The sequence below is a fragment of the Achromobacter mucicolens genome, from assembly GCF_902859725.1.
Taxonomy (GTDB): Bacteria; Pseudomonadota; Gammaproteobacteria; order Burkholderiales; family Burkholderiaceae_B; genus Achromobacter; species Achromobacter mucicolens.
In genome coordinates this window covers 24977-37385 of record NZ_CADIJP010000008.1, presented here as the reverse complement: position 1 = coordinate 37385, position 12409 = coordinate 24977, and the positions used below count along the sequence as shown (strand labels likewise).

The 12409-nt window shown below is 65.6% G+C and carries 10 protein-coding genes; 5 read left to right on the top strand and 5 right to left on the bottom strand.

Annotated elements, in window-relative coordinates; all coding sequences use genetic code 11:
- Positions 1-6: 6 nt before the first annotated feature.
- Positions 7-1353 carry a c-type cytochrome biogenesis protein CcsB gene (gene ccsB / locus HV786_RS11650; RefSeq protein ID WP_175210929.1) on the top strand — a complete coding sequence of 449 codons (1347 nt, stop codon included), beginning with the start codon at positions 7-9 and terminating at the stop codon, positions 1351-1353.
- Positions 1354-1424: 71 nt separating this feature from the next.
- Here ccsB and lysA read toward each other — a convergent pair whose 3' ends face one another.
- Positions 1425-2717 carry a diaminopimelate decarboxylase gene (lysA, locus tag HV786_RS11645; protein ID WP_128829638.1) on the bottom strand — a complete coding sequence of 431 codons (1293 nt, stop codon included), beginning with the start codon at positions 2715-2717 and terminating at the stop codon, positions 1425-1427.
- Positions 2714-2878 (bottom strand): LPS translocon maturation chaperone LptM, encoded by a 165-nt coding sequence (gene lptM, locus HV786_RS27315; protein WP_256387896.1) that lies wholly within the window; start codon positions 2876-2878, stop codon positions 2714-2716. The genes lysA and lptM overlap by 4 nt, the downstream gene beginning before the upstream one ends.
- A gap of 55 nt (positions 2879-2933) precedes the next feature.
- On the opposite strand from lptM, the gene cyaY reads away from it, so the two are divergent.
- The gene (gene cyaY / locus HV786_RS11640; RefSeq protein WP_056327082.1) at positions 2934-3263 is read left to right on the top strand and encodes an iron donor protein CyaY; all 330 of its coding nucleotides are present in this window, start codon (positions 2934-2936) and stop codon (positions 3261-3263) included.
- A 33-nt stretch (positions 3264-3296) separates the two neighbouring features.
- On the opposite strand, the gene HV786_RS11635 is transcribed toward cyaY, so the two are convergent.
- Complete coding sequence (locus tag HV786_RS11635) at positions 3297-5744, bottom strand: penicillin-binding protein 1A (protein WP_128829636.1); 2448 nt, start codon at positions 5742-5744, stop codon at positions 3297-3299.
- Between the two features lie 113 nt (positions 5745-5857).
- On the opposite strand from HV786_RS11635, the gene HV786_RS11630 reads away from it, so the two are divergent.
- The 3 genes from HV786_RS11630 to HV786_RS11620 are packed head-to-tail and all read left to right on the top strand — an operon-like array spanning position 5858 to position 8724.
- A complete protein-coding gene (locus HV786_RS11630) occupies positions 5858-6499 on the top strand; it encodes a shikimate kinase (RefSeq protein WP_056327087.1) in 642 nt (213 codons plus the stop codon).
- A complete protein-coding gene (aroB, locus tag HV786_RS11625) occupies positions 6496-7572 on the top strand; it encodes a 3-dehydroquinate synthase (protein WP_128829635.1) in 1077 nt (358 codons plus the stop codon). Before HV786_RS11630 ends, aroB begins: the two co-directional genes overlap by 4 nt.
- A gap of 24 nt (positions 7573-7596) precedes the next feature.
- Complete coding sequence (locus HV786_RS11620) at positions 7597-8724, top strand: deoxyguanosinetriphosphate triphosphohydrolase (protein WP_128829634.1); 1128 nt, start codon at positions 7597-7599, stop codon at positions 8722-8724.
- A 23-nt stretch (positions 8725-8747) separates the two neighbouring features.
- Here HV786_RS11620 and HV786_RS11615 read toward each other — a convergent pair whose 3' ends face one another.
- Together HV786_RS11615 and uvrA are read right to left on the bottom strand one after the other, a co-directional pair.
- Positions 8748-9410, bottom strand: coding sequence for a glutathione S-transferase family protein (locus HV786_RS11615; protein ID WP_128829633.1), 663 nt, complete (start codon positions 9408-9410; stop codon positions 8748-8750).
- Between the two features lie 30 nt (positions 9411-9440).
- Positions 9441-12296, bottom strand: coding sequence for an excinuclease ABC subunit UvrA (gene uvrA / locus HV786_RS11610; protein ID WP_128829632.1), 2856 nt, complete (start codon positions 12294-12296; stop codon positions 9441-9443).
- Positions 12297-12409: the final 113 nt, after the last annotated feature.

The following is a 12409-nucleotide window of genomic DNA, read 5'->3' as shown; positions in this document are numbered from 1 at the left end:
TTATTTATGTCCACCACGACCACCACGCCACCCCCGTCGCCTGAAACGCTTTGGCAGGACGCCTTGTCCGAAACCGGCGATAGCCGCGCGCAACGCGGAAAGCCCGACTGGACTGACATCGTCTTTTTCCTGCTGCTGGCGGTTGGGGCAGGTTTCGCGCTGACCCGCTACGGGCACGCGATGGACTATTACGAGAAGATCATCCTGTGCGGCACGGTGCCGGCGGTGGCCTGGCTGGGCTGGTTGTGGCGTCCGCTGCGTCGTTTGATGATCGCCTGTGCGATCTCCGCAGGCTTCGCACTGATGCTGTACGGCAACGATCTGGCTCGCGCCGAGCAGGTGTTCTTCCTGAAGTACCTGTTTTCCTCGCAGTCCGCCATCTTGTGGATGAGCGCGCTGTTTGCGCTGTCGATGGTGTGCTACTGGATCGGCCTGTTCAGCCCGACCGCCGCCTGGCTGGGCACGGCGCTGAGCTGGGGCGCGGTGTTCGCGGGTGTCACGGGCCTGCTCGTGCGCTGGCGCGAGGGCCATCTGATGGGTCCGGACCTGGGCCATATCCCGGTCAGCAACCTGTACGAAGTCTTCGTCCTGTTTTCGCTCATCACTGCGCTCTTCTACCTGTACTACGAACGTAAGTACGCCACGCGCGCGCTCGGCGGCTTCGTGATGCTGGTGGTGACCTCGGCCGTCGTGTTCCTGCTGTGGTATTCGTTCACGCGCGACGCCGGACAGATCCAGCCGCTGGTGCCTGCGCTCAAGAGCTGGTGGATGAAACTGCACGTGCCGGCCAACTTCATCGGCTACGGCACGTTCTCGCTGGCGGCGATGGTGGGCTTCGCATATCTGGTCAAGCAGCATGGCCACACGACCTCGTGGGCCAAGCTTGCGCCGCTGTTCATTCTGGGTGTGCTGCTGTGCGCCGAGCCCATGGTGTTTCGCACCGATGGCCTTTCCGCGACCTGGATGCTGTACTTCGGCGTGGGGGCCGTGATCGTGGGCGCCATCCTGCTGGGCCGCCGCCGTATTGCGGACGCGCTGCCGTCGCTGGAAGTGCTGGACGACATCATGTATCGCGCCATCGCGATCGGGTTTGCCTTCTTTACCGTCGCAACCATCCTGGGGGCGCTGTGGGCGGCCGATGCGTGGGGTGCGTATTGGCAGTGGGACCCCAAGGAAACCTGGGCGCTGATTGTCTGGCTGAACTACGCGGCATGGCTGCACATGCGCCTCATCAAGGGCCTGCGTGGCGCCATGGCGGCCTACTGGGCGCTGTTGGGCCTGCTGATCACGGGCTTTGCCTTCCTGGGCGTGAACATGTTCCTGTCGGGCCTGCACTCGTACGGCCAGCTCTAAGCCCGCGCCAGCGCGGTGTACAGAAAAGGCCCCTGCATGCAGGGGCCTTTGTGTTTTGCGGCGCGGGCGATTCAGGGAAGCAGCGATTCGCCGCGAAGCTGATCGGCCAGCGTTTCGCGCTGGCGCACGACATAGTATTTGTCGCCGTCGACCATGACCTCGGCCGGGCGGCCGCGCGAGTTGTAGTTGCTGGCCATGGTCATGCCGTAGGCGCCGGCCGATTCCACCGCAAGCACGTCGCCTTGGCGGATGGCCAGCAGGCGCTGCTTTGCCAGCCAGTCGGCGCTTTCGCAGACGGGGCCGACGATGTCGTATTCGGCGGTGTCGCCGGCACGCGGGTGCAGCGGCTGCACGCCGTGAAAGGCCTCGTAGAGCGCGGGGCGCAGCAAGTCGTTCATGGCCGCGTCGACGATGGCGAAATTGCGGGCTTCGGCGTGCTTGATGTATTGGACGGTGGTGAGCAGCATGCCGGCATTGCCGACGAGCGAGCGTCCCGGTTCCAGGACCAGATGCAGATGTCCCTGGCCGCGCGCGTTCAGCCGCTCGAAGACGCGGTCCAGCAGGGCGCGCGGCGATGGGGGCGTTTCGTCCTGGTAGCGGATGCCCAGTCCGCCGCCCAAGTCCAGGTGTTCGATGCGGATGCCCGCCTGTTCCAGGCTTTCGATCAGGTCCAGCAGCTTTTCCAGCGCATCGAAGTAGGGACTGATATCTGTCAGCTGCGAGCCGATATGGCAGTCGACGCCGACGATACGTAGGCCGGGCAGCGACTGCGCGGTGCGGTAGGCAGCCAGTGCCTGCCCGATGGCGATGCCGAATTTGTTTTCTTTCAGGCCGGTCGAGATATAAGGGTGTGTGCGGGCGTCCACGTCCGGATTCACGCGCAGCGACACCGGGGCGCGCAAGCCCATGTTTGCCGCGACGTCCGACAGGCGATGCAGTTCGTCCACCGATTCGACGTTGAAGCACTTCACGCCGGCGAGGAGGGCGTCGCGCATTTCCCAGGCCTGCTTGCCCACGCCCGAGAACACGATACGCGACGCGTCCGCGCCCGCGGCGAGCGCGCGATGCAGTTCGCCGCCCGACACGATGTCAAAGCCGGCGCCCAACCGGGCGAATTCGCCCAGCACCGCCAGGTTGGAATTGGCCTTCATGCCATAGCAGACAAGTACCGGACGTTGGCCGATGGCGCTGCAATAGGATTGCCACGCGGCTTTCAGCGCCGCGCGGGAGTAGACGTAAAGGGGCGTTCCCAACCGTTCGGCCAGATGGTCAAGCGGCACATCCTCGGCGTACAACACATTATTGCGGTACTGGAAGTAAGGATGGCCGGCCAATTCTGGCGGGGTGGGGAACGGGGGCGTCATGGGAGGGACGGGGCCGGAGGGATCTGCGCAGGCGGCGGCGTTTGTTGCGTGCGGGCCGGCGCCTTGCCGTCAGGGGGCGGCGGCATGAAGAGCGGCCCCTTGTACCCGCAGGCCGCCACCATGCCGGTCGCCAGGAGCGTGGCTACAATGCGAAGAGCCATGCGGCTGTATGCCAATTGGAACACTGGGAACTCCGTAATTCTTGCAGGCTCGATTATGACCGAAACCGAATTTCTTGCGTTGATCGACCAGGTGCTGGACAGCATCGAAAGCCAGGCCGATGACTGGGCGGCTTCGCTCGACGTCGATGTGGAAACCAGCCGCAGCGGCAATGTGCTGACGATGGTTTTCGAGGACAACACCCACGTCGTGGTGAACAGCCAGGCTGCCATGCAGGAGCTGTGGGTCGCCGCGCGCAGCGGCGGCTTTCACTACCGCTACGATGGCCAGCACTGGAACGATACCCGAGGCGGACCGCAGTTGCCGGACGCCCTGTCCCAGATCTGCTCGGCTGCCGCCGGCGTCCCCGTGACGATCCGGCTGTAAAAAAGGCCGGCCCGATGGGCCGGCCTTTCTGCATCAGAAGGGAATCTTCTGCGACCAGGGCGTGGCGGTCTGCGTGCCCACGCCCGGCGCGACCTTGATCCGGGTGTCTTCGCCAGAGCCGCTGGTGAGGCCGTTCAGGAATTCACCCAGCGTGTCGGCTTCCGGCAGTCCCAGACGGGCCACTGCCTGTCCGGGCGGGAACTCGGAGAAGTAGAACTCGCCGTTTTCCACGAGCAGGCCATCCGGACGCGGGCGCTGCTTTTCTTCGGGCACGCCCTTGAGCACGGTCTGCATGTAATCCACCCAGATCGGCATGGCCACGCCGCCGCCGGTTTCGCGCGAACCCAGCGACTTGGGCTGGTCAAAGCCCAGCCAGGCGGTCGCGGCCAGCGTGGGCGTATAGCCCGAGAACCAGGCGTCCACGGATTCGTTGGTCGTGCCCGTCTTGCCGGCGATGTCGCCGCGCTTGAGCAATGCACGCGCACGCGCCGCGGTGCCGTACGTGGTGACCCCGCGCAGGATGTCGTCCATGACCCAGGCAGTGCGCGGGTCGATGGCGCGGGCTGCGGCGTCGCCAGCGACAACCGGCTTGGACTGCATGATGACCTTGCCGCTGCTGTCGGTGACGCGGTCGATCAGGTAGGGCGTGACGCGGTAGCCGCCATTGGCGAACACCGAGAAGGCGCCTGCCAGCTGCAGCGGCGTGACCGAGCCGGCGCCCAGCGCCAGCGGCAGCACGGCCGGCTGGCGCGCCTTGTCAAAGCCGAAGCGCGTGAGATAGTCCTGCGCGTACTGCGGACCGATGGCCTGCAGGATGCGGATCGACACCATGTTCTTGGACTTGTACAGGCCCTGACGCAGCGTCAGCATGGGTTCGTACTGGTTGCCGTAGTTCTTGGGATTCCAGGCCTTGGAGCCGGTTTGCGCGGCGGTCAGCTCGAACGGCTGGTCCGAGATCTGCGTGCCCGGCGTCAAGCCGCGTTCCAGCGAGGCGGCGTAGATGAAGGGCTTGATGTTCGAGCCCGGCTGGCGCCATGCCTGCGTCACACGGTTGAAGTTGCCGCGGTAGAAATCAAAGCCGCCGACCATGGCGCGGATGGCGCCGTCCTGCGGCGACAACGCCACGAAGGCCGCCTGCACCGAAGGCATGTTGATGATTTCCCAGTTGTCGCCGAACTTGCGGATGTAGACCACGGAACCGCGCTTGATGCGCTGTTCCGGCTTGGCCTTGTCGTTCAGCGCGCGGGCCACCACGCCCAGCACCTTCTTGTCCGTGACGGTGATGATTTCACGCGAGCTGCGCGCCAGCTTCACTTCGGTGGGGCTGGCCGACAACACCACCGCGGTCAGCAGGTCGCCGCTGTCGGAGAACTTGTCGAACACACCATCCAGGAATTCGTCCAGCGCGGCGGGGTTGTTCTCGGTGCCCGGGGGCAGGTCGAGCTGCTCTTCCGGACCGGGATAGGGCGCGCGGCGCGTGTATTCCAGCACGCCTTCGCGCACGGCGCGGTAGGCGGCTTCCTGGTCCTTGGACTGCACGGTCGTGTAGATGTTGATGCCGCGCGAATAGACGTTGTCCTGGTACACGTTGTAGAGCAGCTGGCGCGCCAGCTCGGCCACGTACTCGCCATGGATGGAATAGCCGCCGGCCGGCGTGCCTTCCGCGGACTTCATGACGATCGGCTGCGCCATCGCCTGCTTGTATTCCGGTTCGGTCAGGTAGCCCAGCGAATGCATGCGGCCCAGCACGTAACGCTGGCGCAGTTCGGCGCGGGGGCGGTTGGCGATGGGGTTGAAGCGCGAGGGCGCCTTCGGAATGCCGGCCAGCATGGCGGCTTCGGCCGGCGTGACTTCCGACAGCGGCTTGCCGAAGTACGTGCGCGATGCGGCCGCAAAGCCATAGGCCCGGTGGCCCAGGTAGATCTGGTTCATGTAGAGCTCGAGGATCTGGTCCTTGGTGAGCTCGGATTCAATCTTGAATGTCAGCAGCAGTTCGTAGAACTTGCGCGAATAGGTCTTTTCGGACGACAGGTAGAAGTTACGCGCGACCTGCATCGTGATCGTGCTGGCCCCCTGCGTCTTGGACATGCTGATCAGGTTGGTCAGGCCGGCGCGCACCACCCCCATCCAGTCGATGCCGCCGTGCTGGTAGAAGCGGTCGTCCTCGGCCGCCAGCACCGCGGACTTCATGACGTCCGGGATTTCGTTAAAGCGCAGCACGTTGCGGCGTTCTTCGCCGAACTCGCCGATCAGGACGCGGTCTGCGGTGTACACGCGCAGCGGCACCCGCGGCCGGTAGTCCGTCATGGCGTTCAGGTCGGGCAGGTTGGGCCACGCGAGCGCCAGCGCCATTCCCGCGAGCAACACACCGCACAGGAACAGGCCGGCGAAAAGAATGCCGGTTTTTACGAAGAACCGCAGTATCGGGGAGCCGCTGCTGGCGGGCTTGTCTTTCTTGGAGGAATTCTGGGGCTTGCTCATCGCGGCGATTTTACGGGTATCTCCGGTCCCGCCTTATCGCGGGGGATCGGTTTCTGTAACAAAATAGGTCAGTGTGGTGCGCGGGCAACTGCGGCAAATGTGATAATGCCGGCATGAACTTTGCCGCTAACTCATGTCCGGAGGCTGCCCCGGACCCGGCGCGCGCCGACGCAGCGCCTGAAAGCCAGCCCTGCGCCGTCGAGTGCACGGGCAAGACCGTGTCGTTGCCGCACGACCTGCCGGTATTCTTGGTCGGAATGATGGGCGCGGGCAAGACAACCATAGGCCGTAGCCTGGCGCGTGCGCTGGGGCGCGACTTTATGGATCTGGATCATGAGCTCGAGGCGCGTTGCGGCGTACGGGTGCCGGTAATCTTCGAAATCGAGGGCGAAGCCGGTTTTCGTCGCCGAGAGTCCGCCGCCTTGGAAGAGTGTACCCAACGGCGCAACATAATTCTTGCCACCGGCGGCGGCGCCATTCTGGCCCCGGAAAACCGGCAGCTCTTGCGTCAGCGCGGGATTGTCGTCTATCTGAGGGCCAGCGTGGATGAATTGTTCCGCCGGACCTGCCGCGACCGCAACCGGCCCCTGTTGGCCACCGCCGATCCGCGCGGCACGCTGCGCGACCTGATGACCCGGCGCGAGCCGCTATACAAGGAAGTGGCCGACCTGGTGGTGGAAACGGGGTCCATGCCCATCCACACCCTGGTCAAGGCGCTGCTGCCGCAATTACAAGCTTTCGAGAAGCGCATATGAACGTTGTTGACGTCGACACCCCGGGTGGAAGCTATCCGATCCACATCGGACCTGGCCGCCTGGATTCCCTGGATCAATGCATTCCCGCGGACGCGACCGCGATTGCCGTGGTCACCAACCCCACGGTGGCGGCCCTGTACGGCGAGCGCGCTGAAGCGGCGCTGGCGCGCACGGGCAAGCGCGTGCTGCGCATCGAACTGCCTGACGGCGAAGCCTACAAGGACTGGCAGTCTCTTAACCTGATCTTCGACGCGCTGCTCGGCAACCGCCTGGACCGCCGGTGCGTGCTGGTTGCGCTGGGCGGCGGCGTCATCGGCGACATGACCGGCTTTGCCGCGGCCGTGTACATGCGCGGCGTGCGTTTCCTGCAGGTGCCCACGACGCTGCTGGCGCAGGTGGACTCGTCGGTGGGCGGCAAGACCGCCGTGAATCACCCGCTGGGCAAGAACATGATCGGCGCGTTCTATCAGCCTATCGCGGTGGAAATCGACACCGATGTGCTGAACACCTTGCCCGCGCGCGAGGTCTCGGCCGGCCTGGCCGAAGTCATCAAGTACGGCCTCATTCTGGATCCGGCGTTCTGGAACTGGTGCGAGGACAACGCGCAGAAGCTACGCGCCCTGGACGGCGACGCCGTTGCCTACGCGATCCGCCGCTCGTGCGAACTGAAGGCGCAGGTGGTGGGCAAGGACGAGCGCGAATCCGGGTTGCGCGCGATCCTGAACCTGGGCCACACATTTGGCCACGCCATCGAGTCGGGTCTGGGCTACGGCGCCTGGCTGCACGGCGAGGCAGTGGGTTGCGGCATGGTGCAGGCAGCCGAGCTGTCGGCCGATGTGGCGGGCTTCGATCGCGCCGACGTGGCGCGTGTGCGTGCGCTGGTGCAGGCTATCGGGTGCCCGGTCGTCGCGCCCGACCTGGGTGCGGACCGCTGGCTGGACCTGATGCAGGTGGACAAGAAAACGGAAGGGGGCTCGATCCGCTACGTGCTCATGCCGCGCATCGGCGAGGCCGTGATGCGGCCGGCGCCAGACGATGCGGTGCGCGCCGTGCTGGCCCGGACCACCCAGTAAACGCAGTGATGGACGGTGTTGCAGATGAATGAACTGGCTTCCTATGCTTCTCACCCGTCCCGATCGCGCGGCCGGACCCACACCGAGCCGCCGCCGGAAAACCGCACGGAGTTCCAGCGCGACCGCGATCGCATCGTGCATTCCAGCGCCTTCCGGCGGCTGGAATACAAGACGCAGGTCTTCGTCAACCATGAAGGCGACCTCTTTCGCACGCGCCTGACGCACAGCCTGGAAGTGGCCCAGATCGCGCGCACGCTGGCGCGCAGCATGGGGCTGTCCGAAGACCTGACCGAAGCCATCTCGCTGGCGCATGACCTGGGCCACACGCCGTTCGGCCACGCCGGGCAGGACGAGCTCAACGCCTGCATGCGCGAACTGGCGCCGCAGGCGGGCGGCTTCGAACACAACCTGCAAAGCCTGCGTGTGGTGGACGAGCTTGAAGAACGCTATGCCGACTTCAACGGCCTGAACCTGTGCTTCGAGACGCGCGAGGGCATCCTCAAGCATTGCTCGGTCGCCCATGCACGGATGCTGGGGGAGGTCGGCGAGCGGTTCCTGAACCGCACGCAGCCGTCGCTGGAAGCTCAGCTTGCCAATCTGGCCGACGAGATCGCGTACAACAACCACGACGTCGACGACGGTTTGCGCTCGGGGTTGATCACGCTGGACCAGTTGAAGGACGTGTCGATTTTCGAGCGCCACCATGCGTATGTGCTGGACCGCTATCCCGGCCTGGCGCCGCGGCGCGCGGTGGCCGAAACCATACGCCGCATGATCAACACGCTGATCGTCGATCTGACCCGCACGACGCTGGCGCGCATCCGGGACGCGGCGCCTGCCAGCGCGGACGATGTGCGGCGCTCTCCGCCGCTGGCGGGGTTCTCCGACGAGATCCGCCGCGAAGCCGACACGTTGAAGAAATTCCTGTTCGACAACCTGTACCGGCACTACCGCGTGCTGCGCATGACGAGCAAGGCGCGCCGCATCGTGCGCGAGCTGTTTGCGGCCTTTCTGGACGATCCGCGCCTCTTGCCGCCCGATTACCGCCGCGAGCAGTTCAACGAACAGGCCCGCGCCATCGCGGACTACATCGCCGGCATGACCGACCGCTACGCCATCCGCGAACACAAGCGGCTGTTCGACATGGCGTAGCCGCGCTGCGGGCAAGCCCGTCTTCAGCGGTGCTTGCGGTAGGGCTCGTCCGCTTCGACGAAGGTGGCTTCGGCCAGCGCGTCGCGCGTCCACTCCTGCATGGCGGGCAGCGCCAGCACGGCATCCATGTACTCGCGCACGGGGCCTGTGGCCGCAATGCCGTAGGTCGTGAAGCGCGAGACCACCGGCGCGAAGAACGCGTCGGCAATCGAAAACGTGCCAAACAGGAAGGGGCCGCCCTGGCCGAACTGCGCACGCGTTTCCTGCCAGATGGCCTGCACGCGCGCCACGTCCGCGCGCGCCGCTTCCGGAAATTCGATGCCCGGCAAGTGGGCTTCGACGTTCATCGGCATGGCCTGGCGCAGCGCGTTGAAACCGCTGTGCATCTGCGCGGCCAGCGAACGCGCCCGCGCGCGTGCCTTGGGGTCATGGGGCCACAAGGCGGCCTCGGGGTGGCGCTCGGCGGCGTACTCGCAGATGGCCAGCGAATCCCACACGGCAAAGTCGCCGTCCAGCAGCACAGGCACGAGGCCCGCGGGCGACACCTGCGCCACCCGCTCTGAAAACGCCTCGGTGAACAGGCCGACCTTCTGCTCCGTGAATGCGATGCCGGCGGCGCGCAGGGCGATCCACGGACGCATGGACCAGGAAGAGTAGTTCTTGTTGCCGATGATGAGGGTGTACATGCTGGCGTTTCCTATGCAGATAGGGAAGGTTCAGTCGGCCGGCTTGCGGCGCAGTAGCTTGCCCAGGTACTGGCCGGTGTGGCTGGCCTCGGCCGCCGCAACCGTCTCCGGCGTGCCTTGCGCCACGACACGGCCGCCGCCGTCACCGCCCTCGGGGCCCATGTCGACCAGCCAATCCGCGGTCTTGATGACGTCCAGGTTGTGCTCGATGATGAGCACGGTATTGCCGGCGTCCACCAGTTGATTGAGCACCTGAAGCAGCAGCTCGATGTCGCGAAAGTGCAGGCCCGTGGTCGGTTCGTCCAGGATGTACAGCGTGCGGCCGGTGCTGCGGCGCGACAGCTCTTGCGACAGCTTCACGCGCTGCGCTTCACCGCCGGACAGCGTGGTCGCGCTCTGGCCCAGGCGGATATACGACAGGCCCACGTCGATGAGCGTGTGCAGCTTGCGCGAGATGGCGGGCACCGATTCGAAGTACTCGAGCGCCTGCTCCACGGTCAGGTCCAGCACTTCGCTGATGTTGCGGCCGCGGTAGCGGATCTCGAGCGTCTCGCGGTTGTAGCGCTTGCCGTGGCAGACGTCGCAAGGCACGTACATGTCCGGCAGGAAATGCATCTCGACCTTGACCACGCCGTCGCCCTGGCAGGCTTCGCACCGGCCGCCCTTCACATTGAAGCTGAAACGGCCCGGATCGTAGCCGCGCGTGCGCGCTTCCGGCACGCCCGCGAAAAGCTCGCGGATGGGCGTGAACAGGCCCGTATAGGTGGCCGGGTTGCTGCGCGGCGTGCGCCCGATGGGGCTTTGATCGACGCTGATGATCTTGTCGAAGTTCTCCAGCCCCTGCATCGACACGTAGGGGGCGGGCTCGCTCTGCGCGTGGTGCAACTGGCGCGATACGGCCACGGCCAGCGTGTCGTTGATGAGCGTGGATTTGCCCGAACCGGACACGCCCGTCACGCACACGAGACGGCCAGCCGGCACACGCAGTTCGACGTTCTTGAGGTTGTTGCCGGTGGCGCCGGTCAGCGTCAACCACGGCAGTTCGTCGTCGACGGGACGGCGCTTCGGGATGGCGATGGCGCGCGCGCCGCTCAGGTACTGGCCCGTCAGCGAATTGGGATCGCGCTGCACGGTCTCGGGGTCGCCCTGGGCGACGACCTCGCCGCCGTGTTCGCCGGCGCCGGGGCCCATGTCCACCACCCAGTCGGCCATGCGGATCATGTCTTCGTCGTGCTCGACGACGATAACGCTGTTGCCCAGATCGCGCAGATGTTGCAGCGTGCCGATCAGGCGGTCGTTGTCGCGCTGGTGCAGGCCGATGGAGGGCTCGTCCAGCACGTACATCACGCCCGTCAGGCCCGAACCGATCTGGCTGGCCAGACGAATGCGCTGCGCTTCGCCGCCGGAGATCGTGTCCGCGCTGCGGTCCAGTGACAGATAGTTCAGGCCCACGTTGTTCAGGAAGCTGAGCCGCGCCTCGATCTCGCGCACGATGCGCTGCGCGATCTCCTGCTTGGCGCCGGTCAGGTTCAGGTTGCGGAACCAGTCCAGGCAGCTGGACAGCGGCATGGACTCGACTTCATAGATGGCCTGGCCGTGGCGCTCGCCGCCGCGCGGGTCGTGCCCGATGAGCACATTGCGCGCTTCGGGGCGCAGCCGCGAGCCGGCGCAGTCGGGGCAGGTCTTGATGTTGCGGTACTTGCCCAGTTCCTCGCGCACCGTCGCCGAGTCCGTTTCGCGCCACCGGCGCTCCAGGTTCGGGATGACGCCTTCGAACGTATGGCGCTTGACGGTACTGCGGCCTTTTTCGTTCAGGTACAGGAACGAGATCTCTTCTTCGCCGGACCCGTACAGGACCTTGTCGCGCAGCGCTTCGGGCAGCTCCTCGAAGGGCGCCTCGATGTCGAATTCGTAATGGGCGGCCAGGCTGGTCAGCAGCGAGTGCGTGAACGCATTGCGGCGGTCCCAGCCGCGGATCGCGCCGGCGGCTAGGCTCAGTTCCGGAAAGGCGACGACCCGCTTCGGATCGAAGAAGCCCACCTGGCCGATGCCGTCGCAGCTGGGGCAGGCGCCCATCGGATTGTTGAAACTGAACAGGCGTGGCTCCAGCTCGGGCAGGCTGTGGCTGCACACCGGGCAGGCGTAGCGGCTGGAGAAGACCTGCTCGCGCTCGTCGTCCATGTCCAGCGCCAGGGCGCGGCCTTCGGCAAGCTGCAGGGCGGTTTCGAAGCTTTCGGCCAGGCGCTGCTTGCTCTCGGGCCGGATGCGCAGGCGGTCGATGACGACGTCGATGTCGTGCTTCTCAGTCTTTTTCAGCGGCGCCATGCCGTCGATTTCCATCATCTGGCCGTCGACGCGCAGGCGCACATAGCCCTGCGCCTGCAGGCTGGCGCATTCGTCCTCGAAGCTGCCCTTCTTGCCGCGCGCGATGGGGGCCAGCACGGCCAGCCGCGTCTCGGGCGTCCAGCCCAGCACCGCGTCGACCATCTGGCTGACGCTCTGGGCCTGCAGCGGCAGGCCATGATCGGGGCAGTAGGGCGTGCCCACCCGCGCGTAGAGCAGGCGCAGGTAGTCGTGGATCTCGGTGATGGTGCCGACCGTGGAGCGGGGATTGTGTCCCGCAGCTTTCTGCTCGATCGAGATGGCCGGCGACAGCCCCTCGATGAGATCCACGTCTGGCTTGTCCATCAGTTGCAGGAACTGGCGGGCGTAGGCGGAAAGACTTTCCACATAGCGCCGTTGGCCTTCCGCGTACAGCGTGTCGAACGCCAGCGAGGATTTGCCGGACCCGGACAGGCCTGTGACCACCACCAGCTTGTGGCGCGGCAGGTCCAGCGAGACGTTCTTGAGATTGTGGGTGCGGGCACCCCGGATGCGTATGCTCACGTCTGTATGGGTAACGTCCAGTTGCGTCGAAGACGCCTTTGATCCCGCGCACCCTTTGGGCGCATTTAAGCGGTTTCAAAGGCCAACTTGGTACTATAGCGCGCCGAATCCCC